At 61.4% G+C, this 26572-nt stretch carries 25 protein-coding genes; 11 read left to right on the forward strand and 14 right to left on the reverse strand.

Annotation, left to right across the window (positions count from 1 at the left end):
• The first annotated feature begins 19 nt into the window (after positions 1–19).
• The 10 genes from AC1DY9_RS02925 (at position 20) to AC1DY9_RS02970 (ending at position 12906) form a co-directional block, all read left to right on the forward strand.
• The gene (locus tag AC1DY9_RS02925) at positions 20–1657 is read left to right on the forward strand and encodes a 6-hydroxynicotinate reductase (RefSeq protein WP_477665749.1); all 1638 of its coding nucleotides are present in this window, start codon (positions 20–22) and stop codon (positions 1655–1657) included.
• Positions 1658–1668: 11 nt separating this feature from the next.
• Entirely contained in the window at positions 1669–2577 is a 909-nt protein-coding gene (locus AC1DY9_RS02930; RefSeq protein WP_457280354.1) for a UPF0280 family protein, read from the forward strand.
• Between the two features lie 22 nt (positions 2578–2599).
• Positions 2600–3241, forward strand: coding sequence for an amino acid synthesis family protein (locus tag AC1DY9_RS02935; protein WP_457280355.1), 642 nt, complete (start codon positions 2600–2602; stop codon positions 3239–3241).
• A gap of 46 nt (positions 3242–3287) precedes the next feature.
• Positions 3288–3872: an amino acid synthesis family protein gene (locus AC1DY9_RS02940; RefSeq protein WP_457280356.1), complete on the forward strand. Its 585-nt coding sequence runs from the start codon at positions 3288–3290 to the stop codon at positions 3870–3872.
• 93 nt (positions 3873–3965) lie between these two features.
• A complete protein-coding gene (locus tag AC1DY9_RS02945) occupies positions 3966–5153 on the forward strand; it encodes an ABC transporter substrate-binding protein (RefSeq protein ID WP_457280969.1) in 1188 nt (395 codons plus the stop codon).
• Between the two features lie 151 nt (positions 5154–5304).
• Complete coding sequence (locus tag AC1DY9_RS02950) at positions 5305–7200, forward strand: ABC transporter permease (RefSeq protein ID WP_477665750.1); 1896 nt, start codon at positions 5305–5307, stop codon at positions 7198–7200.
• Complete coding sequence (locus AC1DY9_RS02955) at positions 7197–7976, forward strand: ABC transporter ATP-binding protein (protein WP_457280358.1); 780 nt, start codon at positions 7197–7199, stop codon at positions 7974–7976. The genes AC1DY9_RS02950 and AC1DY9_RS02955 overlap by 4 nt, the downstream gene beginning before the upstream one ends.
• Positions 7976–8713: an ABC transporter ATP-binding protein gene (locus tag AC1DY9_RS02960; protein WP_457280359.1), complete on the forward strand. Its 738-nt coding sequence runs from the start codon at positions 7976–7978 to the stop codon at positions 8711–8713. Before AC1DY9_RS02955 ends, AC1DY9_RS02960 begins: the two co-directional genes overlap by 1 nt.
• Before the next feature lie 57 nt (positions 8714–8770).
• Positions 8771–9265 (forward strand): (2Fe-2S)-binding protein, encoded by a 495-nt coding sequence (locus AC1DY9_RS02965; RefSeq protein WP_457280360.1) that lies wholly within the window; start codon positions 8771–8773, stop codon positions 9263–9265.
• Positions 9262–12906: a molybdopterin cofactor-binding domain-containing protein gene (locus AC1DY9_RS02970; protein WP_457280361.1), complete on the forward strand. Its 3645-nt coding sequence runs from the start codon at positions 9262–9264 to the stop codon at positions 12904–12906. The genes AC1DY9_RS02965 and AC1DY9_RS02970 overlap by 4 nt, the downstream gene beginning before the upstream one ends.
• A gap of 6 nt (positions 12907–12912) precedes the next feature.
• Here the strand turns inward: AC1DY9_RS02970 and AC1DY9_RS02975 are convergent, their stop codons facing one another.
• The 12 genes from AC1DY9_RS02975 to AC1DY9_RS03030 form a co-directional block, all read right to left on the reverse strand.
• Positions 12913–13623, reverse strand: coding sequence for an aspartate/glutamate racemase family protein (locus AC1DY9_RS02975; protein ID WP_457280362.1), 711 nt, complete (start codon positions 13621–13623; stop codon positions 12913–12915).
• A gap of 19 nt (positions 13624–13642) precedes the next feature.
• A complete protein-coding gene (locus AC1DY9_RS02980) occupies positions 13643–14629 on the reverse strand; it encodes a recombination-associated protein RdgC (protein WP_457280363.1) in 987 nt (328 codons plus the stop codon).
• A 147-nt stretch (positions 14630–14776) separates the two neighbouring features.
• Entirely contained in the window at positions 14777–15331 is a 555-nt protein-coding gene (locus AC1DY9_RS02985; RefSeq protein WP_457280364.1) for an NUDIX hydrolase, read from the reverse strand.
• 130 nt (positions 15332–15461) lie between these two features.
• Positions 15462–16430 (reverse strand): MBL fold metallo-hydrolase, encoded by a 969-nt coding sequence (locus AC1DY9_RS02990; protein WP_477665751.1) that lies wholly within the window; start codon positions 16428–16430, stop codon positions 15462–15464.
• A 278-nt stretch (positions 16431–16708) separates the two neighbouring features.
• Complete coding sequence (locus AC1DY9_RS02995) at positions 16709–17761, reverse strand: TRAP transporter substrate-binding protein (protein ID WP_477665752.1); 1053 nt, start codon at positions 17759–17761, stop codon at positions 16709–16711.
• Positions 17762–17842: 81 nt separating this feature from the next.
• A complete protein-coding gene (locus AC1DY9_RS03000) occupies positions 17843–19162 on the reverse strand; it encodes a TRAP transporter large permease (protein WP_477665753.1) in 1320 nt (439 codons plus the stop codon).
• Positions 19159–19668 carry a TRAP transporter small permease gene (locus tag AC1DY9_RS03005; protein WP_457280368.1) on the reverse strand — a complete coding sequence of 170 codons (510 nt, stop codon included), beginning with the start codon at positions 19666–19668 and terminating at the stop codon, positions 19159–19161. The genes AC1DY9_RS03000 and AC1DY9_RS03005 overlap by 4 nt, the downstream gene beginning before the upstream one ends.
• A gap of 192 nt (positions 19669–19860) precedes the next feature.
• Positions 19861–20556: a fumarylacetoacetate hydrolase family protein gene (locus AC1DY9_RS03010; protein WP_477665754.1), complete on the reverse strand. Its 696-nt coding sequence runs from the start codon at positions 20554–20556 to the stop codon at positions 19861–19863.
• Entirely contained in the window at positions 20553–21647 is a 1095-nt protein-coding gene (gtdA, locus tag AC1DY9_RS03015; protein ID WP_457280370.1) for a gentisate 1,2-dioxygenase, read from the reverse strand. The genes AC1DY9_RS03010 and gtdA overlap by 4 nt, the downstream gene beginning before the upstream one ends.
• Before the next feature lie 36 nt (positions 21648–21683).
• The gene (locus AC1DY9_RS03020) at positions 21684–23048 is read right to left on the reverse strand and encodes an FAD-dependent oxidoreductase (protein WP_477665755.1); all 1365 of its coding nucleotides are present in this window, start codon (positions 23046–23048) and stop codon (positions 21684–21686) included.
• 16 nt (positions 23049–23064) lie between these two features.
• Positions 23065–24063: a Bug family tripartite tricarboxylate transporter substrate binding protein gene (locus AC1DY9_RS03025; protein ID WP_457280372.1), complete on the reverse strand. Its 999-nt coding sequence runs from the start codon at positions 24061–24063 to the stop codon at positions 23065–23067.
• 26 nt (positions 24064–24089) lie between these two features.
• Complete coding sequence (locus AC1DY9_RS03030; protein WP_477665756.1) at positions 24090–25283, reverse strand: 3-hydroxybenzoate 6-monooxygenase; 1194 nt, start codon at positions 25281–25283, stop codon at positions 24090–24092.
• 102 nt (positions 25284–25385) lie between these two features.
• Here AC1DY9_RS03030 and AC1DY9_RS03035 point away from each other — a divergent pair, with 102 nt between their 5' ends.
• A complete protein-coding gene (locus AC1DY9_RS03035) occupies positions 25386–25829 on the forward strand; it encodes a MarR family winged helix-turn-helix transcriptional regulator (RefSeq protein ID WP_457280374.1) in 444 nt (147 codons plus the stop codon).
• 88 nt (positions 25830–25917) lie between these two features.
• On the opposite strand, the gene AC1DY9_RS03040 is transcribed toward AC1DY9_RS03035, so the two are convergent.
• Both AC1DY9_RS03040 and AC1DY9_RS03045 read right to left on the reverse strand, forming a co-directional pair.
• Complete coding sequence (locus AC1DY9_RS03040; protein WP_457280375.1) at positions 25918–26220, reverse strand: antibiotic biosynthesis monooxygenase family protein; 303 nt, start codon at positions 26218–26220, stop codon at positions 25918–25920.
• Between the two features lie 19 nt (positions 26221–26239).
• Positions 26240–26572, reverse strand: coding sequence for a 2Fe-2S iron-sulfur cluster-binding protein (locus tag AC1DY9_RS03045; protein WP_457280376.1), 333 nt, complete (start codon positions 26570–26572; stop codon positions 26240–26242).

The raw sequence follows: 26572 nt of genomic DNA on the forward strand, positions 1-26572 counted from the left end.
TGGCAGAAGGACGAGCACGATGACTGAACATACAAAGACGGACGGCTTGCCAGGCATGGATGCCTTGACGTTTCCGCTGGTTTTGGAAAAGGCCCGGCCGCGAAACGAGCGAATGAATAGCGAGAAAATCGAGTGCAATGCCTGCCCGGTTCTATGCCAGATATCCGAAGGGCGCAGCGGGGCCTGCGATCGCTATGCCAACCACGGCGGAACGCTTGTTCGGGTCGACCCGGTGTTGTTGTTGCGCCGTACGCTGTCCGTCGGAGGGGCGCATATTGTGCCGTTTGCGGGGCGTACAGATGCCAGACTTCCCGCGCCAGAAGATCTGTCCGGTGGCACGGATGGCGCATCAGCGGTTCCATGGAGCGGTGATCTTCTACTGGCTGATGAAGTGTTTGTCACGGGTGTGGGTTCATCAACAACCTATCCCGACTACAAGCCGGCACCATTCATCGTTTCATCGAAAGCGGCCGGTGTTGATCTGGTCACTGTGGTCACGGAAGGAATTTTCAGCTATTGCAGCTTCAAGGTAAAAATTGACACTGACCGCTTCCTGGGTGCCGAGCAGGCCAATGTGCGCTGCAAGGGAGAGGTAATCGGGCATGTGACGACGGCCGAGTATGGCTCGCAGATGCTGTCCCTGGGTGGTGTGCATCACCTGACGGGAGGTAGCAAGAAAGAGGGCCGTGTCACGGTCGAAATGATGAAGGCGCTCGGCAACAAGCAGGCCGTGGAGTTTACGATTGACGGCGGTTCCCAGATACTGATTCAGGCTGGCCGTGCGCCTGTCGTGAATGGCGTTGAGGAAGAACGCATGCGCGTGGGTTGCGGGTCGGCTACGGTCGGAATTTTTGCGAAGCAGTTATTCGGCAAGCTTGACGAGGTGGTGGTGGTCGACGACCACATTACCGGTGTGCTGACCGAGCATCAGGCGGGGCGTTGTCTCGATATGCGCCCGTCAGGTATCCGGATGCGCGGACGAAAGTCCACGCCGGGGCGCTATTTCCAGGTGGCAAATCCTGGAACGGGCTGGGGTGGGACGGATATCGCCGATCCCCTGTCCATCATCGAGGCGTGGGACGGTAATGTCGCCTGGCCGGGCCTGCGCTTGTTGATGACGTCCACCACCGGTGAGCATGCAAGCTGGTATGTGCTCAATGAAGAGCTCGTTCCCGTGGAGCAAGAGATGCCGGCGGAAGTGCGCCATGTCGTTGAGCGTATCGGTGAAAACTGCGAGCCCTCGCTGGCGACGGTGCTCTTTCTTGCGGGAGCCGGTGGCAGCCTGCGGGCCGGTGTCACTGAAAATCCGGTTTTGCTGACGCGCGCCATCAAGAGTTCCCTGGTGAATGTGACCTGTGGCGGGGCTCCTGCCTACGTCTGGCCCGGTGGAGGGATCACCGTGATGGCCGATGTCATGCGCATGCCGGACAACAGTTTCGGAACCGTTCCTACGCCGGCCATCGTGGCTCCCATTGAATTCAGCATGAAGCTTGACGACTATCGCGCGCTGGGCGGGCACATGGACTATGTGCGCACGCTGGAGGATGTGTTGTGTCGCGGTGCCTGGCACAACGAGGGTGCACCTGTAGCTCTGGAATGGGCCAAGCTACCTTCCGCCAACCCCTGGCCTCTGGCGCGTTCTCCGTTATTGGGCTGAGGCACTTGCACATGAACTCTCAACGCTTGCAACTTCCCGACGGGCGCTGGCATTTCCAGCATGGTCCGATGGATATCATCATTGGCGCCCATGGAAGGCCGGCTGCGGTAGAGGACGCTCATGCCAAAGCGTGGGAGCGTTTCAGCGATATCCTCGGCGAGCTGGTCGGGGAACTTCCTCTCCTGCGGCAGCCTGTACGGGACGAGTGCCATCTGGAAGGGGTCATAGCCCGGCGCATGTGGAATGCGTGCCACCCTTACCGGCATGGCTTCATCACCCCGATGGCGGCCGTTGCCGGTGCAGTCGCGCAGGAGCTGGTCGCCTGTTATGCCAATGGCGGGATAGACCGCGCCTGGGTCAACAACGGCGGTGACATTGCCCTGCACTTGGCGCCAGCGCAATCTGTGCGGATCGGCCTGTATGCAGATCTGGCGCGCCTCGATGTGAACGAGGTATTGGCCGGCGTTCATACCGACGGGCAATTCGAGGTTTCCAGCGCGCTTCCTGTTCGCGGCGTCGCTACCAGCGGTTGGCGAGGGCGAAGCTTTTCTCTGGGTATTGCCGACAGCGTGACGGTCCTTGCGCGTACTGCCGCGCAAGCGGATGCTGCAGCCACCATGATTGCGAATGCGGTCGATGTTGCCGACGTGCGAATCAAACGCAGCAGAGCTTGTGACGTGAAGGACGACACCGACCTTGGCGAAATGCTGGTGACAATTGAGGTGCCGTTGCTGGAGGCGGAAACGGTTCGGCGCGCACTGCGCACCGGGCTTGAACGCGCACAGGCTCTGCAGGCGGCGGGATTGATCTGGTCGGCTGCGCTGGTTTGCCAAAACCAGCTGATGACCACCTCTGATAAAACGTCGCAACGATTGCAAAATCACAGTGCTGAAGTGCCGGCTGGTTCGGTATTTGCTTAATGAAATGAATGGACCTCACACCATGATTGAAATTCGGCGTATTTTTACGCACGTGGAGCAGATACGGCATGAATTCGGTCCGATAGCGCCGGTGCCTCTGCTTCGCGGGGCAGTTGGCGCGGTGCTGACCAACCCGTTTGCGGGGCGGTATGAGCCCGACCTCCTGCCGATGATGGACCAGCTTCAGCCCGTGGGTATCCAGATGGCTGAGCGTCTGCGCGCCGCAATGGCGGTGCCGGCCGAACATATTGAGGGTTACGGAAAAGGAGCGATTGTGGGCGCGGCAGGGGAACTGGAGCATGGTGCGCTCTGGCATGTGCCCGGCGGGTACGCGATGCGTGAGCTGCTTGGCTGGAAAGGTGATCGCAACGCTTATGCCCGTGGGCAGGCTGAGGAAAAAACCGGCCAACCCGGTAATGCCTTGTCCATCGTTCCTTCGACAAAAAAAGTGGGTGCGCCGGGTACGGCGCTGGATGTTCCTTTAACGCACGTCAATGCGAGTTATGTCCGTAGCCATTTCGACGCCATTGAGGTGCGTGTGCCAGGGGCTCCCTTGCCAGACGAAATCGTTTTCATCCTGGCCATGAGCACGGGCCCGCGCATTCACGCCCGGGTGGGTGGGCTGGCCGCCAGCGCCATCGCCAAATGGGATGGCTTGCGTTAAACCCGATGCGCCAGATATTTAGCAGTCACCGAGACAAGGAAAAACCATGACAGCCAGGATTCGAAAAATTGTTGTGCAAATCGACGAAACATACATCGAGATGGGAAAGGTCGTCGCTCCTCCGACGCGAAAGGCATTGGCGATGGCCGTGATCGAGAATCCTTTTTCCGGGGTGTACGCGGAAAAACTCGATGCGCTGATTGACATCGGCGAAGAGCTTGGCGGCCTGCTGGGGCAAAAGTGCGTGCAGGCCCTTGGCATTGCGCCGGGCCAGGCCCATAGTTACGGCAAGGCCGCCATCGTGGGTGAGGCAGGCGAGCTCGAGCATGCGGCAGCGATCCTGCATCCCAGACTGGGCGCCCCACTGCGCCTGGCGGTGGAAAAGGGTGCTGCTCTGGTGCCGTCAAGTAAAAAGCGCGGTGGCCTGGGTACTGCCATTGACGTGCCGCTGGGACACAAGGATGCCGCATTCGTGCGCAGCCACTTTGATGCCATGGAGGCGCGCATTGCCGATGCCCCCCGGGCCAACGAAATCGTGGTGGCTGTCGTCGTCACGGACAGTGGCCGCCCCCTGCCGCGCGTGGGGGGGCTTCAAATCCACGAAATCAAGGGGGAGGATGGGTTAAGGTAGCCCCGGCTGCCAACCTACTTATCACCAATGACTCACCATCGCCGTCTATCTGATCCACGACAACCAGGAGTATTTATGAAGCTGCACCACAAAATGCTGAGCACCGTCGCTTTCCTCGGACTGATGACCTCATTCGTGAACGCGCATGCGCAGGGCGTCATCAAGATAGGGGAAATAAACAGCTACAAGGCCCAGCCAGCTTTCCTGGAACCGTACAAGAAAGGCATGGAGCTGGCCGTTGAAGAAATCAATGCTGGTGGCGGCATCAACGGCAAGAAAGTCCAGCTGGTTATCCGCGACGACAACGCAAATCCGGGTGATGCGGTTCGTGCGGCCGAAGAGCTTGTCTCGCGCGAAAAAGTTGACGTGCTGACGGGCTCCTTCCTTTCCAATATCGGTCTGGCGCTGACCGATTTTGCCAAGCAGAAAAAGTTCTTCTTTCTGGCGGCCGAGCCTCTGACAGACAAAATCGTCTGGCAAAACGGCAATCGCTACACATTCCGCTTGCGGACCTCCACCTATATGCAGGTTGCCATGCTGGTCCCTGAAGCCGCCGCGATGAAGAAAAAGCGCTGGGCAGTGGTGTACCCCAATTATGAGTATGGGCAGTCCGCAGCCGCGACGTTCAAGACCTTGCTGAAGGCCGTACAGCCCGATGTGGAGTTCGTGGCCGAGCAGGCGCCTCCGTTGGGCAAAGTCGACTCTGGCAGTGTTGTGCAGGCCATGGCGGACGCCAAGCCGGATGCCATCTTCAATGTTCTTTTTGGTGCCGACCTCTCAAAGTTTGTTCGTGAAGGCAATACCCGCGGCCTGTTTCAGGGGCGTGAAGTCGTCAGCTTGTTGACGGGCGAACCCGAATATCTCGATCCGCTCAAGGAAGAAACGCCCAACGGCTGGGTGGTTACCGGCTATCCGTGGTACGGCATCCAGACGCCCGAACACAAGGCTTTCTTCCTTGCTTATCACAGTAAGTACAAAGACTATCCGCGCCTGGGTTCCGTGGTCGGCTATAGCGCCATCAAATCCCTGGCCGAAGGCATGAAAAAGGCGAAATCAACCGATACGGAAAAGCTGATTACCGCTTTCCGCGGCCTGAATGTGACGACACCTTTCGGCCCCGTGGTTTTTCGACCGGAAGACCACCAGTCCACCATGGGGGCCTATGTGGGCCGCACAAAAAATGAAGGCGGCAAGGGCGTGATGGTCGACTATCGATATATCGACGGTTCAAAAGTCCAGCCCAGCAACGCTGAAGTGAAAAAAATGCGCGCTGCCGACTAGACCGAGGCAAGTGCTGACGGCGGCAGGTGCCGCGCCTCGTGCATGCACCCATCGCGGTTTGCCGGCAGCTCCGGAGCCGCTGTCATGTTAGGGGTGTGTACGCAGTGCCCTGCTTGCCGGCCACGCTATCCCGCAGAAAAAAGGTTTGTTCATGAGCTTCTCAGGCTTTATCGTGCAGTTGCTTAATGGCCTGGCCGGCGCATCGTCGCTGTTTCTCGTGGCAGCTGGTTTGTCGTTGATCTTTGGTGTTACGCGGATTGTCAATTTTGCCCATGGATCTTTTTTCATGGTGGGTATCTACGTTGCCTATTCATTGGTCAGTGCTCTCGGCAATACCTTGGGTTTCTGGCCTGCTCTGTTGATGGCTGCTTTGGCTGTAGGTGTTCTCGGTGGCTTGGTCGAGGTCTTGTTGCTTCGCCGTATATATCGTGCACCGGAGCTATTCCAGCTGCTGGCAACGTTTGCCCTGGGCCTGGTGATCAAGGACGGCGTGCTCTGGTTTTGGGGTGCCGAAGAACTGCTTGGTCCCCGGGCGCCCGGTCTGACGGGCTCCGTGGCGATTCTCGGACGCCAGTTTCCTTCCTATGACATTTTTCTGATCGTCGCGGGACCTGTTGTCCTGGGCCTGCTCTGGCTTTTGCTCACTAAAACCCGATGGGGTACCCTGGTCCGGGCTGCTACCCAGGACCGCGAAATGGTCAGCGCGCTGGGTGTGAACCAGGCGTGGCTGTTCACAGCCGTTTTTGCATTGGGCGCACTTCTGGCGGGCCTTGGGGGCGCGCTTCAGCTACCGCGCGAGCCCGCCAACCTGGAAATGGACCTCAACATCATCGGCGCCGCGTTTGTGGTGGTGGTGGTCGGGGGCATGGGCTCCATCCCGGGTGCCTACGTAGCGGCACTGCTGATTGCCGAACTCAAGGCCATTTGCATCTGGCTGGGGCTGGTCGAAATTGCGGGCATTAGCATCTCTTTTTCCAAGCTGACCCTGGTGGTGGAGTTCGTCGTAATGGCGGTTGTCCTGGTGGCCCGTCCCTGGGGATTGTTCGGCAGGCCCCAGGCGCCCAGCCGGCATACAGGCATGGCTGAAGAACCGCTGCGCAGGCCGCACCGCTTGTATGCCTGGGGTTGTGCGGGCCTGCTGGCGGTACTGGCTTTGATGCCTGTGCTGGCGGCGCAGTCGCCTTACGTGACAGTGCTGCTGATTGATCTGCTGGTTGCCGTCCTGTTCGCTGTCAGCCTGCATTTCATCATGGGACCCGCGGGGATGCACTCGTTCGGGCATGCCGCCTACTTCGGCCTTGGGGCCTATGGTGCCGCGCTGCTGGTGCGCAGCCTGAACATGCCCATGGAGCTGGCGCTGGTCGTTGCACCCCTCGTGGCGGCCCTGGGCGCTTTTGTCTATGGCTGGTTCTGCGTCAGGTTGTCCGGTGTTTACCTCGCCATGCTGACGCTGGCCTTTGCGCAAATTACCTGGGCTATTTGTTATCAATGGGACGTGTTCACCGGCGGCAGCAACGGATTGACCGGCGTATGGCCCTCTGAGTGGCTGGCGGACAAACGTATTTATTACTACCTCACCCTTGTCTTGGTGGCCGGGGGCGTCTTGCTGATGCACCGGATGCTGTATTCGCCGTTTGGCTATGGCATGCGTGCGGCACGCGACTCGGTGCTGCGCTCTGATGCCATCGGCATGAATGTCAAACGTCTGCAATGGGCCGCGTTTGTGATTGCGGGTTCTTTTGCGGGGCTGGCTGGCGCGCTTTATGCCTTTTCAAAAGGCAGCATCTCGCCTGAAAGCCTGCACGTCAGCAAGTCGATCGACGGTCTGGTGATGGTTTTGCTGGGGGGTATCCAGACGCTTTTGGGACCTGTCGTGGGGGCCGTCACGTTCACATGGCTGCACGATACCGTGGCGCGCAATACCGACTATTGGCGCGCCATGCTGGGCGCCATCATCCTGGTTCTTGTGCTGCTGTTTCCCCAGGGGATTGCAGGCTTTGCCAAACAGCTGCTGGCCAGTCGCCGCAGTGCGGGAGAGAAGTCATGAGCTTGCTGAAGGTGTCAGGACTGGGTAAATCGTTCGGTGGTGTCAGGGCTGTCGATGGTGTGAACTTTGAGCTGGCGGCGGGTGAACTGCTGGCTTTGATCGGACCCAATGGTGCCGGGAAGTCAACCACGTTCAATATGGTCAACGGTCAGCTGCGCGCAGATACAGGCTCCATCCAGCTGGACTCGCAGGAGCTGATCGGCCTGGCTCCCCGTGAAATCTGGCGGCGCGGTGTCAGCCGGACATTCCAGATCGCCGAAACCTTTTCTTCACTCACGGTCGTGGAGAACGTCCAGATGACCTTGCTGTCCGCAGACCATCGGCTTTTTTCCATGTGGCGCCGTGCCGCAGATTACAAGCGCGACGAGGCCATGGCGCTGCTTGAGCAGGTCAACATGAAGCCGCAGGCTGACCGCCCTTGCAGCGTGCTGGCATATGGAGATGTCAAGCGTGTGGAATTGGCCATGGCCATGGCCAACAACCCCAAGTTGCTGCTCATGGATGAGCCGACAGCCGGTATGGCTCCCAGGGAGCGAAACGACTTGATGGCGCTGACCAAACAACTGGTCATTGACCGGGGCATGGCGGTGCTTTTTACCGAGCACAGCATGGACGTGGTGTTTGCCTATGCTGACCGCATGATCGTGCTGGCGCGTGGCCGGTTGATTGCGGAAGGCAAGCCGCAGGATATCCGCGACCACCCCAAAGTCCAGGAAGTCTATTTCGGCAGTGGCAAGACCTTCGAGAAAAAAGCCATTGAAAAGGAAACTGCGTGATGGGCAACGGCAACGAGATACTGCTGGAGGCGAAAGACCTGTCGGCCTGGTATGGCGCGGCGCAAATACTGTTTGGCGTCAACCTGGCTGTCAGGCGCGGCGAAGTCGTTGCCCTGATGGGGCGCAATGGCGCCGGCAAATCGACCACCCTGAAGACGCTGATCGGGATGCTCGACAAGCGCCGCGGCAGCGTGGCTTTTCTTGGCAAGGATATCTCCAGCAGTGAACCACACCATGCGGCTCGCATGGGCCTGGGCTTTGTGCCGGAAGACCGGCGAATCTTCACCGACCTGACAGTGACCGAGAACCTGGAAGTAGGGCGGCAGGCGCCGCGCCGCTGGCCCGACGGCAGTGAGGCGCCCTTGTGGACGCCGGAACGCCTCTTCAAGCTGTTTCCCAACCTGGGTGAGATGCCCACGCGTCCCGGCGGCCGCATGAGTGGTGGCGAGCAGCAAATGCTGACAGTGGCCAGGACCTTGATGGGCAATCCCTATCTGGTTCTGCTTGACGAACCCTCCGAAGGCGTAGCGCCCGTCATTGTGGAGCAAATGGCCAACATGATCCTGGAGCTGAAGGCCCACGGTGTCAGCATTCTGCTGTCCGAGCAAAACATGCATTTCGCCGAATTGGTTTCCGACAGGGCGTATGTATTGGAGAAAGGGCAAATCCGCTTTGAAGGATCCATGGCGGATCTGGCTGCCAATGAAGAAGTGCGCCGTGCCTATCTCAGTGTGTAGGCCGTATCTCATCGATGTTGAGAAATCACCACGCGAGCCCGCACCGGTTCGGTAAATATGGGTTTCATCGTCACACTGTCCGTTAACCAGCTGGAGCGTACGCTGCCTGTTGCGGAGCAGGCCAGCCTGCTGACCGTGCTGCGTAACGATTTCGCGCTGAATGGCCCGAAATATGGCTGCGGTTTGGGCGAGTGTGGCGCATGCACCGTGCTGGTCGATGGCGTGGCGGCACGCGCTTGCGTTATTCCGGCATGTGGCGTGGCAGGCCGCGAAATCACCACCCTTGAGGGTTTGGGTACGCCGGCGGCCCTTCACCCGGTCCAACAGGCGTTTATCGAAGAGCAGGCCGCCCAGTGCGGCTACTGCCTGAACGGCATGATCCTGATGACTGTCGCATTGCTGGCGCGAAACCCCGCACCGGGCGAGGACGACATACGTCGCGAGCTGTCCGGCAATCTCTGCCGCTGCGGCACGCACCTGGAGATCGTGAGGGCTGTATTGCGTGCGGCAGAGCTGACGCGCCAAAGCCTTGCCCGGGGTAACTCGCCATGACGCGTCGCGCCGATGCGCCCCTGACACGCGCCGATTTTCATGCGGCCAGCGGCGTCTTGCTGGTGAGCCGCGAGCCGCCGCCGGCGCCTCCACCCGCCCGTGGCCAACCTGCATTGGTCAGCGCCAATCCGCAAGAGGGCGTTGAAATACTGGTTGCCGTGTGGGATGACGGCAGCGTGACGGCCCTGAACGGCCATGTCGATCTAGGCACCGGTATCCGGACGGCCCTGGCGCAGATCGTGGCTGAAGAGCTCGACGTTGCGCTCGGGCAGGTCAACATGGTTCTTGGGGACACGACGCGTGCGCCCAATCAGGGGGCCACGATTGCCAGCGCGTCCATCCAGGTTCATGCCGTCCCTTTGCGGGCCGCGGCGGCGCAGGCACGCGCGTGGCTGGTGATGCGCGCAGCGGGCGTACTGCAGGTGGATCCTTCCCTCCTCGCCGTGCGAGATGGCGTTGTTTCGGTGGCAGGGCAGGAAGATAAATCGGTGACGTATGGCGCGTTGCTGGCCAATGAGCATGTACATCTCTCGCTGGTGCAGGGCACCCCTGTCAAGGATGCTGCCGACTACCGCCTGGTGGGGACCAGCGCGGCACGCCTGGATATCCCGGCCAAGGCCACCGGGGCACTGACATTTGTGCACGACATGCGCGTACCCGGCATGCTGCACGGCCGCGTCGTGCGCCCGCCCTATGCCGGGGCTGACCACGGCGACTTCATCGGCAATACGCTGGAATCGGTGGACGAATCATCGATTTCCCACATTCCGGGCATTCGCGCGGTGGTGGTGATCCGCGACTTTGTCGGCATCGTTGCAGAGCGGGAAGAGCAGGCCGAACAGGCGCTGCGTGAATTGCGTGTCAGCTGGAAGCCGTGGCCCGGTCTCGCCAGTCTGGGCGACCTTGAGCAGGCGATCCGCAACAACCCGGCCACGCAGCGCAGGCTTGTCGACGACGGCAACGTGGACACCGCGATGGCAAGCGCGGCACAAGCCCTGGCGCGCAACTACGTCTGGCCCTATCAAATGCACGGCTCCCTCGGGCCTTCGTGTGCCGTGGCCGATTGGCAGCAGGAGCGCCTGACGGTATGGGCAGGAACCCAAAACCCCCACGTGCTGCGGGCTGACCTGTCGCGCCTGACCGGCCTTGCCGACGTCGCCATCGACGTGATCCGCATGGAGGCGGCGGGCTGCTACGGGCGAAACTGCGCTGACGATGTGGCGGCAGATGCCGCGCTGCTTTCGCGTGCTGTGGGCAGCCCTGTCCGTGTGCAGCTGACGCGTGAGCAGGAACATGCCTGGGAACCCAAAGGCGCAGCCCAGCTCATGCAGGTGAACGGTGGGCTCAATGCCGACGGGTCGGTCGCGGCATATGACTTTCAAACGTCTTATCCTTCGAATGGCGCGCCCACGCTGGCATTGTTGCTCACCCGCACCATCGAACCGGTCGCGCAGTCCTATGAAATGGGCGATCGAACCGCCCGGCCACCCTACGAATACGCCAACATGCGCATCGCCGTCAATGACATGGCGCCGCTATTGCGTGCGTCATGGCTGCGCGGTGTCTCGGCGCTGCCCAATTCATTCGCGCATGAGTCCTACATCGACGAACTGGCAACAGCAGCGGGTGTCGATCCGGTGGAGTTTCGGCTGCGGTACCTGAAGGAGCCGCGCGCCGCCGAGCTGGTGCGTGCCACGGCCGAGCGCGCCGGCTGGATGGCGCATACGACGCCGCAGCAGCAGCCTACAGCGCCTGGTGATCCACAGGACGTCGTGCGCGGCCAGGGCTTTGCGTATGCCCGCTACATGCACAGCAAATGGCCGGGGTTCGGGGCGGCGTGGGCGGCCTGGGTGGCTGACGTCGAAGTGAATCGCAAGACGGGCGAGGTGCATGTCCGGCGCGTCGTGGTAGGGCATGACGCCGGCACGCTGATCAACCCCGCCGGGGTTCAGCACCAGATCCATGGCAACGTGGTGCAGACGACCAGCCGTGCACTCACGGAACAGGTCACGGTGTCACCCCAAACAAATCAGGTGACCAGCCTGGAGTGGGGAAGCTACCCCATCCTCAACTTCAGGGACGTGCCGGTGATTGAGGTCGTGACCATGGCGCGCCCCGGTGAGCCACCGCTTGGCGCCGGAGAGTCGTCTTCGGTGCCGGGTACGGCAGCCATCGCCAACGCCATTTTTGATGCCACCGGCGTGCGCTTTCGCCAGCCGCCTTTTACGCCGGAAGTGGTGCGTGCCGCGCTCAATCCCGGGCTGGCACCCGAGCCGGACATCCCAACAGCTCCAGCTCGGTTGCCCAATCCCGTACCTGAGGGCGCGGCATGGCCGAAAGGCGTGGCCTGGTGGTCACGCGCAGGCGCCTTGCTCGCGGGGGTTGTGGGCATCGTGTGGGCGCTGGCAGGTGGCCGGTCGGTCATCGCTCCGGTGGTGCAAAGCGGCACATCCGTTTACACCGCCGCAACGCTGGAACGCGGCCGGCAGCTCGCGGCCTCGGGCGATTGTGTGGTGTGCCATACAGCACCCGGCGGTATACCCAATGCCGGCGGCAGGGCCATGGATACGCCTTTCGGAAAGATTGTCACCACCAACCTCACACCCGATGCGGACACCGGCATAGGCTTGTGGTCCTTCAGCGCCTTCCAGCGCGCCATGCGTGAAGGAATTTCCCGCGATGGCCGCTATTTGTATCCCGCGTTTCCCTATACCGCGTTCGCCAAAACCAGCGATGAAGACCTGACCGCGCTGTATGCCTACCTGATGGCCCAGCCCCCCGTGCGATCGGAACCACCGGCCACGCGGCTGACCTTCCCGTTCAGCGTGCGGCCGTTGATGGCCGGGTGGAACGCGCTGTTTCATGAGCCGGCGCCTTACCGTGCCGACCCGGCGCAGACTGCCGAATGGAATCGTGGCGCCTACCTGGTCAACGGTCTGGGCCATTGCGGCGCCTGCCATACGCCGCGCAACGCCGCAGGCGCCGAGCGCAGCGGAAAGGCCTTTTTAAGCGGAGCCGTGGTGGATGGCTGGGACGCTCCAGCGCTGACTGCACTCTCGCGTGCGCCCGTACCCTGGAATGCTGCGGAGCTGTACCGCTACCTGCGTAGCGGCTACTCACCGCAGCACGGCATTGCCGCGGGTCCGATGGCACCAGTGATCAAGGAGTTGGCCGCCTTGCCTGAAGAAGATATTCGTGCGATGGCGACTTATCTCGTGTCTTTTAATGAGCCAACTACGGAAGCTGAAAGCGTCCAGCGCACCGGGCAGATCGTCTTGTCCACCCGGCAATCGGCTGTCAGCTTGCCGGGCCCTGGCCAGCGCCTGTTCAGTGGCGCTTGCGCATCGTGCCATCACGACGGCGACGGCCCGCGACTGCTGGGGGTGAACGTGCCGCTGGCCCTTAACAGCAAGCTGCACAGCGAGCGGCCCGACAATCTGGTGCAGGTGATCCTTGAGGGAATTCAGTCACCGGCGAGCAAAGACATCGGGTTCATGCCGGCTTTTCGTCACAGCCTGGATGATGCCCAGGTTGCCGCGCTGGTGGCTTATATGCGCGGACGCTATGCACCCTCGGAACCGGCCTGGCAGGATTTGCCGGCAACCGTTTCACGCCTCCGCGCTACGCCGGGCCAGCACTGAATCTTTTCAATCAGGCGAAGGCCGCACGGCCTGCGTCGCCCTGACAAGCGCCGCGCGCGCCAGCAGGCGTGTGGAGTCCAGAGTCGGCAGGGGCGAGTTTGAATCGCTCATGATCAGGGGGATTTCCGTGCAGCCCAGGACGACTGCGTCGCAGCCGTCGCTTTTCATCCGCTCGATGACTTTCTGGAAATATGCGATCGCTTCGGGCTTGAAGACACCGTACACCAGCTCGTCCATGATGATGCGGTTGATTTCGTCGCGCTCCGCGCTGTCTGGACGCAAGTATTGCAGCCCGCGGGCCGCGAGCTTGTCGGGGTAGACCTCACTGTCGACGAGCCATCGCGTGCCGGTGATGCCGATGCACCGGAACCCGCGCCTGACCGCTTCTTCGGCAACGACTTCCGCAATATGAAGCCAGGGCAAGGGGGATCGCTCCTGCACGTAAGCAAAAGCCTGATGGATGGTGTTGTCCGGGCAGATAAGAAAGTCAGCTCCGGTTTTTGCGAGCTTGTGCGCGGAAGCGAGCATGATGTCGCCCACGCCATTCCAGTCATTGCGGTAAATGCACGCCATGTAATCTGAAAGCGACGGCGTATGCATCGACACTTCAGGATGGGCATGCGGCCCCATGGCCTTGGCGCCTTCCACACAGATGGTTTGATAACAAAGCGCAGCGCCTTCGGCAGAGCAGCCGACGATACCGATGTGTTGGGGCATGACCTGTCTTCCTTATTTGCTACGCGGGCTCTGGTACCGGGTCGGCAGCAGGCGAGGTGGCCGGGTGCGGTGTGACTTCTCCCTCGGCGAGTTCCCCGCCCAACGCCTCCAGCATGTCCGGAATCAGCGAAGACAGCTCGCCGGTGATGATGGCTGCATCGCTGTCAAAGCCGTCGTCGTCCTTTCCGCTTTCCTGAACGCCGTCCAGCACCACATCGAGCAGCTTGAGTTTTTTCAGCTGCGCGGTTTCCGTCAGCACAAAAGACACGCGCTCGTTCCACGTCATCGCCAGCTGCGTCGGCAACTTGCCGGCGGCAATGTGCTGGGCCACTTCCTCGATCTCCAGCGTGTGGCGCGAGTAGCGCACCGTGGATTTCTGGTCGTCCGGCGTCTTGAGCTCGCAGTCGCGGTCTACCGTGAAGTTATATGGCGCTTCGCGCGTCGACAGCCAGTGCGACATGGCGGCAGCGGCCGACATCTGCGTCTGGATGGGGCTGGCCTTCAGGCCGGGCAGGGCGCCCGGCACCTCGCTCAACGCTTCCACGAGATAACTCACGATCTTGTCGGCGCCCGTGAGGTTGCCGGAGTCAACCACCAGGAATTTGTTGACGACGTCGATCCAGAGCGTGGTGGTCGAGCGCTTGGTGAAGGCGCGCGGCAACAGGTCCAGCATGACTTCCTGCTTGAACTCCTTCTTGATCTTGGCGCCCACGCGTTCGCGGCCGGTTTCTTCCTTGTATTTTTCGATGCGTTCTTCCACCGCGGCCTTGATGGCGGACGATGGCACAGGGCGGCGCTCGGTGCAGAGCCGGGCGATCAGCTGGCGGCCCACGCTTTCGAGCAGGACGGTGCTTTTGTTGCCGCGCGGTGGCACCCAGCCACTGGATTCAGGCTCTGTTGCGCCGCAGGGAACGAAACGGTGGGACTGGAAAATTTCTTCAAGCGCTTCCAGCGGAGGAAGCACAAAATCGTCGGCAATGCGGAAAAAGATTGCGGTGTTGAACATGAAATCCGGGGAAGAGGTTAAAAAAAGAGACTGCCGGAAGGCCGATGAGGGGGCGGAAAATCCGCGGTGAGAACCAGCCGGATACAGAGAAATTCTACCGGGCGTCCTGCCTGCAGAATGTAACGGCCGGCACGGGCTTGAAGGCCTTCATTCAATATCAAACGAATGGATGCCGTAGGCACCCTTGCGGCGGTCTTCGAAGTACTGCTCCAGCGTCTGCTTGACCGTCTTGAAGGCAATTTCGTCCCAGGGAATTTCGGCCTCAGTGAACAGTTTGGCCTCCATGGTCTCATGGCCTGGATTGAATTCGGTGCTCAAAAGCCGAGCCCGGTAATACATGTGCACCTGCCCGACGCGCACCACGTTCATGACCGTAAAAAGGCCCAGCATCTCATATTGGGCGCCGGCTTCTTCATCCGTTTCACGGGCTGCGCCCTGCGAGGTGGTTTCGCCCAACTCCATGAAGCCGGCAGGCAATGTCCACTTGCCCCGACGCGGCTCGATATTGCGTTTGCAGAGCAGCACTTGCGCGCCGTCCTCGCCCCAGCTGGGCACGGTGCCAACGACATTGAGCGGGTTTTCGTAATGGACCGTATTGCAGGCCGGGCAGACGGCCCGCTCTTTTGTGTCGCCGTCGTCCGGCAAGCGATAAGCCACGGCGGTGCCGCAGACGCGGCAGTGGTTCAGGGGCGGTCGTTGCATCAGATGAGTGTAGCGGCTTTGCGCCGGCCGAGGCCTGCCGAGGCGCACGGCAGGCTTGCTGCCGTGCTATCAAAAAAGTAGCTACTCGCGCCCGTTTTTATTGGGCTTAACGCGTATTTCGTTTGTTTTCTTATTTCAGCGACGAGTAATTCACCGGTACCCAGGTGTAAGCCTTGCCCGCGCCCTTGCGCACATGGCCAAGGCCGGGGAAGGCAATATGCGCCGCGCCGACCAGGTAACCATTTTTGGCGGCATCGGCGTAGGCCTTGGCGCGTTCCTTGGCGGCCGGTGGGGACTCGGAGTCAAACTTGATGGTGACCTCCGGGTTGTCGAACTGGACTGCCGCCACATGCATCAGGTCGCCCCACAGCATCAGCTTCTCCCCTTTGCTTTCCACCACATACACGCTGTGGCCGGCCGTGTGGCCGTGGGTGGGCTGCGCCTTCACGCCGGGCACGAGCTCGGTGGCGCCTTCAAAGGTCTTGAGCTTGCCGGCCGTTGCGTAGGGCTTGATGGACGCCATGGCACCCTGGAAAAAGCCCTGGGATTCTTTGGGCGCTGCGTTCATTTTGGCTTCATCCAGCCAGAAATCGGCGTCCGCCTTGTCCACACGCACCACGGCATTCGGAAACGCCATGGCGCCGTTCACCACGAGGCCGCCCACGTGGTCGGGGTGCATGTGGGTGATATAGATCTCGTCGATCTGCTCGGGCTGGTAGCCGGCGGCTTTGAGGTTGGCCTGCAGGCTGCCCAGCGTCGGGCCGAAGAGGCCGGACGCACCCGTGTCGATCAGCACCAGCTTGCTGCCGGTGTTGATGAGGTAGGCATTGACTGAAGTCTCGACTGCGTCAGGTAAAAATGAACGCTTCAGTGCCGCGCCGACTTTCGCCGGCGTTGTGTTGGTGAGCAGGTTTTTCACGGGCAGCTTGACAGTGCCGTCCGACAGGGCGGTGACTTCAAAATCGCCCAGTGTGACGCGGTAGTAACCGGGCGCCTGGGTCTTGACCATGGGGCCCGCCGCAAAAGCGGGCAAGGTGAAAGAAGCGCTCAGGCTTGAGGCCAGGATGATGGCTGCCAGGGTTTTCAAAAAGCGTGACATGAAAGAACTTCCTTGGGGTAAATGGAATGATGGACCGGACTCACCCGCCATACGGGGACCGGGTGGATTCTTATGCAGGCGCGCCATGAATGAAGCCGCCGCCGCAGTAACCCGGCTGTCATGCAGGTTTTGCCTGAAGTGGATCGCTATCAAATCAGGAGCTGATTGCGCCCGTATTCATTGGGCTGAAGGCCGAAAAGGCACAAGAACATAGGTGAAGCATAAAAAAACCGGACATAAGCCCGGTTTCATGAATGCGCACCCAGCGCGGGTATTGATCAGGCTTTGGTCGTCTTGGTGTGCTTTTCAATCAGGCTACGTGCCGTGTCCAGCAGTTTCTTGCCGTCAAAGCCCTTCTTGTTCATGTCTTCCACCCATTCGACTTCCACCGTACGCGATTTGCGGCGAAATTCCTGGGCTTCGGCCGCGCTCACGGTGTAAATCGTGTTGCCGCGGTCGCTGGCGGTCTTGCGGCCGGGAACGTCGTTGCCCTGCTGCACCTTGCCCAGCCAGGCCGAGGTGGCCATGCCGGAGTTGTTGTCGATGACCTTCTTGAGGTCGGGTGCGAGCGAGTTGTATTTCGCCTTGTTCATGGCCATCACAAAGGTGGTGGTGTAAAGGCTGCCGCCGGCGGGGTCGAACTCGGCGTGGAACTTGGTGAGCTCGTTGACCTTGACCGAAGGCACGACTTCCCAGGGAATCACGCAACCTGTAATGGTGCCCTTGCTCAGCGCGTCGGGAATCTGCGGCAGCGGCATGCCGACGGGCGTGGCGCCCAGCACGCCCATGAGCTTGGTGACCTGGCGGGTCGGCGCGCGCAGCTTGAGGCCGCGCATGTCGGCAATCGACTTGACGGGCTTGTCGACCGTGTGGATCACACCGGGGCCGTGCACCTGCAGTGCCAGCACCTGCGTATCCTTGAATTCATCGGGTGCAACGGTTTGCACGTATTCCCAAAATGCCTTGGAAGTCGCTTCGGCGTTGGACATCATGAAGGGCAGTTCAAACACCTCGATGCGCGGGAAGCGGCCGGCCGTGTTGCCAGGCAATGTCCACACCACGTCGACCACGCCGTCCTTGGCCTGGTCGTAGAGCTGCACAGGCGTGCCGCCCAGCTGCATGGCCGGATAGCCTTCAAACTTGATGCGGCCGCCGGATTCTTTTTCGACTTTTTCCATCCAGGGCTTGTGCATGGCCAGCCAGACATTGGACGAGGGCGACATGAAGGTATGGAACTTCAGTGTCACGGCCTGCTGGGCCAGGCCCGACAGCGCCGGTGCGCCCAAGGCTGCGGCGGCGCTGGTCTTGAGAAGGGTTCGTCGCTGAATCATTGCGTGTCTCCTATAAACAATTTGACTAACTTAAGGCAAGCGGATGGGTTTGAGAAGCGGTAAAAGCCCTAGCCATAGACCCTAGCTGATGTATTTCACCAGCCACAGCGATATGCCGGGGAAAAGCAGCAGCAGGGTGGTGCGCAGGGTGTCGCTGATCAGGAAGGGCATGACGCCCTTGTAGCTTTCGCTGATAGGCACGTCTTTGGCCAGGCCATTGACCACATAGACGTTCAGGCCCACCGGCGGCGCCAGCATGCCAAAGCCGACGGTCATCAGCACCATGATGCCGAACCAGATCGCGGTGGATTCCTTGGTCATGCCGAAGTCCAGGCCCATCACCATCGGGAAAAAGATAGGAATCGTCAGCAGCAGCATCGACAACTCGTCCATCACTGCCCCCAGCACCACGTAAAACAGCAGGATGGCCGTGACAACCATCAGTGGCGACAGTCCCCAGCCGCCGACCACGCCGGCGAGCTGGTTGGGTACCTGCGTCAGGGCCAGGGCTGAGTTCATCAGGTCGGCGCCTATAAAGATCAGGAAGATCATGGCCGAGCTTTCCGCCGTGGCATAAAAGCACAGCTTGAATTTGGCCCAGGTGATCTCGCGCTTGAGCAAGGCGGCTACGAAAGTGGCGGCGGCACCCACCGCAGCGCCTTCAGTCGGCGTGAACAGGCCGCCGTAAATGCCGCCGAAGACGATGATGAAGATGATGGCGATGGGCAGTATGCCCAGCAGGGAAGTCAGCGTCATCGGCGGCCTGTCGTTGTCTACTTCGGGCGCCTGTCCGGGCACCAGCCGTACATAGATGGCAATGGCCACCATGTAGCCGAACATCGCGATGATGCCCGGCACCATGGCTGCGGCAAACAGCTTGGCGATGTTCTGCTCCGTGAGGATGGCGTAAATCACCAGTGGCACCGAGGGCGGGATCAAAATGCCCAGCGTGCCGCCGGCTGCCAGCGTACCCGTGGCAAGGCGGCCCGAATAGCCGTGGCGCTTCATCTCGGGCAGCGCCACGCCGGTGATGGTGGCGGCTGTGGCGACAGAAGACCCGCAGATGGCGCCGAAAGCCGCACAAGCCAGGATGGACGCCATGGCCAGACCGCCCTTGAACCGGCCCATCACACCTGCTGCGAACCCGAAGAGGGCGCGGCTGATGCCGCCCTGCGTTGCGAAATGTCCCATCAGGATGAAGAGCGGGATCACCGACAGGTCGTAGCTGGCAAAGCGCGCGAAGGCCTGAGTGTTGAGGAAGCTGGAAAACGGCCCCCAGCCGGTCTGCATCACGTAACCAATGGCGCCCGCGGTAAACATGGCGACCGCGATAGGCACACGCACGGCCATGAAGACCAGCATGATGCCGAAAATGACGAGAGCCAGGGTGATGGAGCTCATACGTGTGCCTCCAGCTCGTCCAGCGGATTGTGCGGCGCATGGGCGTCGCCGAAGCCGAACGCGGATTGGCACACACCGATCACGCAGGTCAGCACAAAAGGCGGGACCATGGCGGCATACACCGTCCATTCGGGAAAGCCCAGGATCTGGGTTTCAGAGTGCGTGTTGTACGAATTGAGGCCGCCCAGCACCGTGCGCCAGGCCAACAGGGCAAACACCAGGCCCAACAGCAACGCACCGAAACGGTCCAGCCTGTCGTTAGAGGTTTCGCCCAGTTTGGCGGTGAAGAAGTCGACGATGATGTTGCCGCGTTTGATCTGACAAAGGGGCATGAACAGCGCGATCGCGGCCCCCGTGACCACGCCGGTGAGTTCGAAGTCGCCGACGAGGGTAGCGCCCAGCAGGTTGCGGCCGATCAGGCTGGCGCAGGTCATGAGCGTGATCACCGTGAGCAGAACGCCCGCCAGCACAGCGCAGAATTTTGCAAGGGACTGCAGGATTTTCAAGAAGGCTCTCCAAAAAGCAGGTCTTGGCATTTGGGAGCTCCCAAAAACCGGGTAAGCCGATTATCAGAATTGAGGAGGCAAGCAGTCAGGCGGGTTACCCCGGGTAAAGCGGGGTATTTGCGCGGTGATTAAAGCAGCTGCGCGGTTATCGCGCAGCTGCCCCGCCGTGACATGCGCTTGCTAACCCCGTGTTCAGATGACTTTGACGGTGAGTGTTTCCAGCCCCGCCACACCGCCGACCATGGTGTCGCCCGAAACCACAGCCGCGACGCCTTCAGGCGTGCCGGTATAAATCAGGTCGCCCGGTTGCAGCTCCCATGCTGCCGACAGGTGTTCAATGGTTTCCGCGATGTTCCAGATCAGCTTGGAGACATGGCTGCGCTGGCGGTCCTCGCCGTTCACCTGGATGTAGAGCTCGGCATTGGCCACGTCGCCGGCTCGGGCCGCGGGTGTGATGGGGCCGATGGGCGCGGAGTGGTCATAGGCTTTGCCAATGCACCAGGGGCGGCCCTGCTTTTTCATCTCGCCCTGCAGGTCGCGACGCGTCATGTCCAGGCCCACCGCGTAGCCGTAGATGTGCTTGTGCGCGTCGGCGGCTTGGATGTTTTTGCCGCCCGTGCCAATGGCCACGACCAGCTCGATTTCATGGTGCAGGTTCTTGGTCAGCGATGGGTAGGGGATGGTGCCGGTGACGCCGGCGTCCACCACGACAGCGGCATCTGCGGGCTTGAGGAAGAAGAAGGGCGGCTCACGGCCTGTAAAACCCATTTCCTTGGCGTGCTCTTCGTAGTTGCGGCCCACGCAGTAAATGCGGTGAACCGGAAAACGGTCTTTGGTGCCCACAACAGGGACGGACACTGCGGCCGGTGGGGTGATGACAAAACTCATGACAACCTTTCTTCTCTGTGTATGCCCAGGGCCTGATGCACCGGGCGGTCTGAAAAACTGAACAGCACACAACCTTGCGCCGAACGCAATTGCGCAGTGTGCCACGACGGAATCACAAAATGGTCGCAAGGGCCAAACTCAAAAGTCGAGGTTTTGCCATCGCGCTCAATGCTGACGGAACCGGTGCCCTCGACCACGCTGAACACGGCCCCGTCGGTCTGGCGCCATGACTTGCCCTCAAAGCCGGCCGGCAGGCGTTGCATGAAGGTGGCCATGGTCGGCATGGGCGAGCCGCCGGTGGCCGGGTTCACATAGCGCAGCTTGACGCCGTCCCAGGCATCGATGTCGGCATGGGTTTCCAGCTGGTGCAGGGTTTCGCGCGTGCGGTCGTAGGGGTAGCTGAAGATGGGTGAGGTTTCACCGAACGGGGCGTCATACCGCATCGGCAGCATGTTGGCGCCGTAGCGGTGGCTGCTGATGCCTTGGGGCTTGGTGACTTCCTGTTGCTTGGCCGTGCCGTTTTCGGCAAAGCCTGCATCAAAGAAGCGCAGCATCGGGATGTCCAGGCCGTCCAGCCAGACCACCGGTGTATCGGACTCCACGCGGCCTTCGTGGCCGTGGTCATGCCAGGTCCAGCTGGGGGTGATGATGAAGTCGCCGGGTTTCATCTGCGTGCGCTCGCCATCCACGGCGGTGAAGGCGCCATGGCCTTCCACCACGAAGCGCAATGCGCTTTGTGTGTGGCGGTGGCTGGGCGCTATTTCACCCGGCATGATGACCTGCAGACCTGCGTACAGCGACTGCGTGATGCACGACTGCCCACGCAGGCCGGGGTTCTCCAGGATCAGCACGCGGCGTACTGCTTCTTCAGCGGTGATCAGCTCGCCCGACTTCATCAGGAAGGGATGCACGTCGGCGTACTTCCACAGCGCCGGCTGGCAGGGGGTGCTTGGCGATTGCGGCACCAGCGCGTGCAGCACTTCCCACAGCGGCGTCATGCTGTGCGCCGAGATGGCTTCATAAAAGGCCTTGCGTGCAGCGCCGTGGGGTGCTGAGGGCTGGCCTGGGGCGGTAGGGGGCGTCATGTCCATGATGGATGTCCAGTCTCTGGGGTGAAAGATCGCCGCTTAAAGGTCGTTATCGAAATACACGCCGTCCCGCATGAGCAACTGCTGCAGCTGTTTCACGTCGGTATCGGAAAAAGCCTGCCCGGCGCCGGGCATGGCCGCCGCCGTACCCGCTGCCTGGCCCATCACAAAGCAGCCGCCGCTGGCTCGCGCGGCCGATTGGCCTTCGTGCGTCATCGAGGCGCAGCGGCCGGCCACCAGCAGGTTGGCGACGCCCTGAGGCACCAGCATGCGCCAGGGGAGATCGTTGTAGACGCGGCCCTGCGCCTCATCGGTGTTGCGCGGAAATTGCCAGTCGATCCGGCCGTCCGCATGCAGCTCCATTGGCCAGGCATTGACGCCGATGGTGTCGTCAAAGCGGGCCGATGAAAGGATGTCTTCGCCGCTCAAGGCATAGAGGCCCTGAATGCGGCGTGTTTCGCGGATGCCGACCTGCGGCGCGATGTCGACGATGGCGGACTCCGCAAAGCCCGGCACTTCATGCTTCAGGAAGCGGAAGTATTCGGTGATCTGGCGGCGGCCTTCAAGCTCACCTTCGCTGAGCTGCCGCGCGTCGGTGGCATCCATGGCCGTGCCTTGCGCGTTGCGGATCTGCGTGACGTTGGCGCGCCACTCGGTCGGGTTCTTCTGGGGGCGGAGGATGGCACCTTCACGGGGAAACTTGTAGCGGCCTGGCTCGCGCGCCTGGCTCTCGGCCATCAGGGTGTTGATGGCTTTGAATTCGCCCACAGCCGCCAGCGCGCGGGGTGCATCCACGTGGCCGACGCGAAACATGGTGGAGGGAAACAGTGCGCTGCCATGCCCGTCGCCCAGCTCAAACGGCACGCCGGCGAAGTTCGCCACATCGGCGTCGCCCGAGCAGTCGATGAAACGCGCGGCACGGATTGCCTGGCGGCCGGATTTGGTCTCGACCACCAGGGCGCTGACGCGATTGCCTTCCATCACCACCGCAGCAGCCCAGGCATGGAAAAGGATTTGCACACCGGCCGCCACCAGCAACTGGTCGGCTGCGCACTTGTAGGCCGACACGTCATAAGAGCGCACGCGGATGCGGCCCTGCATGCCGTCTTGCGGCGCGTTGAGGCCACCCAGCGCGTCAATGCGCTGCAGCAGGTCGTCGGCCACGCCGCGCACTACCTGCTGCATCTGGCCGTTTTTGCGGCCGTAGAGGCCCGCGAAATTGGTGACGCCGCCGGCTGTGCCCATGCCGCCGAGGAAACCATAGCGCTCCACCAGCAAGGTGCGCGCGCCGTGCCGAGCTGCGCTGACGCTGGCAGCAAGCCCTGCTGGCCCGCCGCCGATTACGACAACGTCAAATTCGCCGTAGACGGGCAGGGAGCGTGCGGGTTCGGTGACGGTGGGCATGGCTGTCTTCAGTTGCCTATTCAAGCTTGATACCGCGCGACTGGATGATGCCGCCCAAAATGGCGGCTTCGTCTTTGACGCGGCTCCTCAGGCCGTCGGGCGAAGTGCCCACAGCCTGCCATCCCTGGTTAAACAACTTTTGCCGCGTGTCGGCGTCGCGAATGATGCGCGGCACTTCTTGCGCCAGCCGCGCCTGGGCCGCTTTGGAAAGGCTGGCCGGGCCGATCAGGGCCGTCCAGACTTCCAGGTTGACATTCGTCACGCCGGCGTCGGCCAGCGACGGCACTTCCGGCACCAGGGAAGAGCGTCCGCCGGCCAGGCCAATCGCCCGGAGCTTGCCCGACCGCACATGCGGCATGGCCACGCCGGGCGGGATCAGCGCCATCTGGATCTGGCCGCCCAGCATGGCGGTCACCACCTGCGGGTTGCCGGCGAAGGGCACGTGAACCGGTGAGACGCCGGGCATGCGGCTTTTCAGCAGCTCCATGCCCAGGTGCGCCACCGAGCCGTTGCCGACCGAGCCGTAGTTCCACTGGCTGCCGCCCTGACGCGCGGCAGCGAAGAATTCGGCGCCGCCAGGCTGGCCCGCAGGCGCTACCAGCACCAGGGGCGCCGTGGTCAGCAGTGAAATGGGCGCAAAGTCTTTGGCCGGGTCATAGGGCAGCCTGGAGTACAGCAGCTTGGCCGAGGTCAGGTTGCCGTTGATGACGACGCCCAGCGTATGGTCGTCAGTGGCTTTGGCGACCTGGTCGGCCGCGATGTTGCCTGACGCGCCGGGTCTGTTTTCCACAATCACGGGTTGGCCGAGGGCGTGGCCCAGGGGTTCGGCCAGGCTGCGCGCCGCCATGTCGGGCGTAGAGCCGCCCGGAAACCCCACAAGGATGCGCACCGGCCTGGTCGGCCAGGCCGCATCTTTTAAGTCTTTTGGAGCTGCAGCCCAAGAGGGATAAGCGCAAGCAGCTATCAAAAGCGTAGCAATTACCCGGAGAGCAGCGGTGTTGGGAAGAAGAGTCATGACAATCCCTGGGACTTTTGAAACCGTCATTGGAACAGTTTTGACGGCTCGATTCCGTCGTACATCCACTTCAGGCCGGCGAAACCCGCGCTCTCGGTGCCGCTCTGGAACATCTGGTTGCGCAATTCGCGTTGAACACCGGCCGCATGGTAAATATCACCGTAAAAACGGGCAGTCAATTGCACGCGGCCGGTACGCAGGTAGCGCTTTTGCTGGTATTTCTGAAAAGCCTTTGGCACATCGCCGCGGGTAAAGCGCAGCGCTTCACGCAGCACGACAGCGTCTTCAATGGCCTGGCCGGCGCCCTGGGCGAGGTACTGCAGCATCGGGTGGGCGGCGTCGCCCAGCAGGGTCACGCGCCGGTCGGTCCAGTTTTTCACGGGTTCACGGTCGCACAGTACCCACATCTTCCAGGTCTCGATTTTTCCCAGCAGTTCCTTGACTTGCGGGCAGGCATCGGCGAAACGTTCGTTCAACTCGGCCGTATCGCCAAAGGTGTTCCAGCCCTCGTCGTATTTGTTGCTGTGAAAAACAGCCACCAGGTTGAAGAGTTCGCCGCGGCGCAGGGGGTAGTGAACCAGATGGGTTTTCTCGCCACCCCAAAGCAGCACATCGTCGCTCCACAGATGGGCCGGTACATCCTCGCGCTTGAGCACGGCGCGGTAGGCGATATGGCCCGACACGCGAGGTTTGCCGTCGCCCACCACGGCTTCACGGATGCGGCTCCAGATGCCGTCTGCGCCTATCAGCGCGCTGCCTTCCACGGTTTCGCCGTCTGCAAGGTGCACGGTCACGCCGCTTTCCGACTGGTCAAACGACTCCACCCTGGCGCTGGTGCGCAAGGTGACGTTGGGCTGCGCCCGGCAGGCATTGAGGAACACCTGGTGCAGGTCGGCGCGGTAAATCACGCCATAAGGAAACCCATAGGTGGCGCGGGCCAGGTCGCCAAGCGGGACACGGACAACTTTCTCGCCCGTGCGCACATCGTTCATGCCAAGACCGGTGGGAAAGAACGCCACACGGTTGACGGCTTCAGTGAGGCCCAGGTAGTCAAACATGCGGAAAATATTGGGACCGAGCTGGATGCCGGCGCCGATCTCGCCAAAACTCGCCGCCTGTTCCATGAGCGTCACGGCATGCCCGTCCTGCGCGAGCACCAGGGCCGCGGCCAGCCCGCCGATGCCGCCGCCCGAGATGAGGATGGGGGATGTGTGTGACATGTGTGAGAGGGTATCAGGGGGCTTCGACAATGATAAGTATGCTTATCATGTATGTACGCTAGTACATACCCTGAGCGCAAAGCTGAACGGTAAACTCGGTAAATGGCAAAAAGCTTTAACTTCAGCGAGGCCCCCGGGCACTTGATCCGCCGGGCACAACAACTCGCGGTCGCGATCTTCATGGAGGAGACGGCCGGGTTTGATGCGACACCCGTGCAGTTCGCCATCCTGAATGCGCTGATGGACGACCCGGGCGAAGACCAGATCACTCTGTCGGGCCGCGTTGCCTTTGACCCGGCCACTTTCGGGTCGGTGATCGGGCGGCTGGAGGCCAAAGGCTGGGTCAAGCGGGAGGCTGACCCATCCGACAAGCGCCGCAAACTGCTGTGGACGACGCCCGAAGGGGAAAAAGTTGCACTGCAGATGAAGCGTGCTGTCAGCAAGGCACAGCAGCGCATCGTGAGCCCGCTGGATGATGACGAGCGGGTGCAGCTCGGCCTGTTGCTTGGTAAGCTGATCAGCGGCCACGAAAACGCGGCCAGGTAGCCGGCATCAGAACTGCGCGCAGACAAAAAAACGGGGCCGTCAGCCCCGTTTTTATTGTCTGCCTGTTTGCCAGGCCCTGGCTCAAGGCTCAGGCTGACTTGGCCACCAGGTCGAAATGCTCCACCGTGGGCGGGCCGGCAAAGAAGGGCCCGACGATGGCACGCCAGTCGGCAAAGGCGGGCGACTGACGAAAGTCGACGGTGTGGTTTTCCAGTGTGTCCCAGAAGATCTGCAGGATGTAGCGTTCGGGGCTTTCAATGCCCTTGTTGACCTTGAAGCCCTGAAAGCCCCTGGCTTTGGAAATGACTTCGCGGATGCCGCGCTGGATGGCTTCGTCAAAGGCTGCTTGCTGGCCCGGGTGAATGCGGATGTCGGCGAGTTCGAGAATCATGAACAACTTTCTGAGGTAATTAATACTGGGTAGAAGGCAACTCTACCGTCAATCCGTCGAGCGCGGGCGTGAGCTTGATCTGGCAACTGAGCCGGCTGTTGGGAAGGCGCGGCGCGGCGGTAAATGCCAGCATGCCGAGCTCTTCGCCATCAGGTGGCGGCAGGGTTTGCGTGTCCGAGGAAAAAGGTTCCTGCACGTGTACATGGCAGGTGGCGCAAGTCAGCAGGCCGCCGCAGTCGGCGGCAATGCCGTCAATGCCTGCGGCCACTGCGGCTTCCATCAGGCTTTTGCCGACTTTGCCTTTTACCGGCGTGGAGCGGCCGCCCGATTCGATGAAATGGATGGTGATCAT

Source organism: Polaromonas sp. P1_F6 (assembly GCF_056405695.1).

What these genes read in the sequence shown, in the direction of transcription:
- AC1DY9_RS03035 (WP_457280374.1), top strand. Translation starts at nt 25,386, where the DNA reads ATGGCAAAAAGCTTTAACTTCAGCGAGGCCCCCGGGCACTTGATCCGC.
- AC1DY9_RS03045 (WP_457280376.1), bottom strand. Translation starts at nt 26,572, where the DNA reads ATGATCACCATCCATTTCATCGAATCGGGCGGCCGCTCCACGCCGGTA.
- AC1DY9_RS03025 (WP_457280372.1), bottom strand. Translation starts at nt 24,063, where the DNA reads ATGACTCTTCTTCCCAACACCGCTGCTCTCCGGGTAATTGCTACGCTT.
- AC1DY9_RS02960 (WP_457280359.1), top strand. Translation starts at nt 7,976, where the DNA reads ATGGGCAACGGCAACGAGATACTGCTGGAGGCGAAAGACCTGTCGGCC.
- AC1DY9_RS02955 (WP_457280358.1), top strand. Translation starts at nt 7,197, where the DNA reads ATGAGCTTGCTGAAGGTGTCAGGACTGGGTAAATCGTTCGGTGGTGTC.
- AC1DY9_RS03020 (WP_477665755.1), bottom strand. Translation starts at nt 23,048, where the DNA reads ATGCCCACCGTCACCGAACCCGCACGCTCCCTGCCCGTCTACGGCGAA.
- gtdA (WP_457280370.1), bottom strand. Translation starts at nt 21,647, where the DNA reads ATGGACATGACGCCCCCTACCGCCCCAGGCCAGCCCTCAGCACCCCAC.
- AC1DY9_RS02965 (WP_457280360.1), top strand. Translation starts at nt 8,771, where the DNA reads ATGGGTTTCATCGTCACACTGTCCGTTAACCAGCTGGAGCGTACGCTG.
- AC1DY9_RS02945 (WP_457280969.1), top strand. Translation starts at nt 3,966, where the DNA reads ATGCTGAGCACCGTCGCTTTCCTCGGACTGATGACCTCATTCGTGAAC.
- AC1DY9_RS03010 (WP_477665754.1), bottom strand. Translation starts at nt 20,556, where the DNA reads ATGAGTTTTGTCATCACCCCACCGGCCGCAGTGTCCGTCCCTGTTGTG.
- AC1DY9_RS02935 (WP_457280355.1), top strand. Translation starts at nt 2,600, where the DNA reads ATGATTGAAATTCGGCGTATTTTTACGCACGTGGAGCAGATACGGCAT.
- AC1DY9_RS03040 (WP_457280375.1), bottom strand. Translation starts at nt 26,220, where the DNA reads ATGATTCTCGAACTCGCCGACATCCGCATTCACCCGGGCCAGCAAGCA.
- AC1DY9_RS03030 (WP_477665756.1), bottom strand. Translation starts at nt 25,283, where the DNA reads ATGTCACACACATCCCCCATCCTCATCTCGGGCGGCGGCATCGGCGGG.
- AC1DY9_RS02975 (WP_457280362.1), bottom strand. Translation starts at nt 13,623, where the DNA reads ATGCCCCAACACATCGGTATCGTCGGCTGCTCTGCCGAAGGCGCTGCG.
- AC1DY9_RS02950 (WP_477665750.1), top strand. Translation starts at nt 5,305, where the DNA reads ATGAGCTTCTCAGGCTTTATCGTGCAGTTGCTTAATGGCCTGGCCGGC.
- AC1DY9_RS02970 (WP_457280361.1), top strand. Translation starts at nt 9,262, where the DNA reads ATGACGCGTCGCGCCGATGCGCCCCTGACACGCGCCGATTTTCATGCG.
- AC1DY9_RS03000 (WP_477665753.1), bottom strand. Translation starts at nt 19,162, where the DNA reads ATGAGCTCCATCACCCTGGCTCTCGTCATTTTCGGCATCATGCTGGTC.
- AC1DY9_RS02940 (WP_457280356.1), top strand. Translation starts at nt 3,288, where the DNA reads ATGACAGCCAGGATTCGAAAAATTGTTGTGCAAATCGACGAAACATAC.
- AC1DY9_RS02930 (WP_457280354.1), top strand. Translation starts at nt 1,669, where the DNA reads ATGAACTCTCAACGCTTGCAACTTCCCGACGGGCGCTGGCATTTCCAG.
- AC1DY9_RS02925 (WP_477665749.1), top strand. Translation starts at nt 20, where the DNA reads ATGACTGAACATACAAAGACGGACGGCTTGCCAGGCATGGATGCCTTG.
- AC1DY9_RS02985 (WP_457280364.1), bottom strand. Translation starts at nt 15,331, where the DNA reads ATGCAACGACCGCCCCTGAACCACTGCCGCGTCTGCGGCACCGCCGTG.
- AC1DY9_RS02995 (WP_477665752.1), bottom strand. Translation starts at nt 17,761, where the DNA reads ATGATTCAGCGACGAACCCTTCTCAAGACCAGCGCCGCCGCAGCCTTG.
- AC1DY9_RS02980 (WP_457280363.1), bottom strand. Translation starts at nt 14,629, where the DNA reads ATGTTCAACACCGCAATCTTTTTCCGCATTGCCGACGATTTTGTGCTT.
- AC1DY9_RS02990 (WP_477665751.1), bottom strand. Translation starts at nt 16,430, where the DNA reads ATGTCACGCTTTTTGAAAACCCTGGCAGCCATCATCCTGGCCTCAAGC.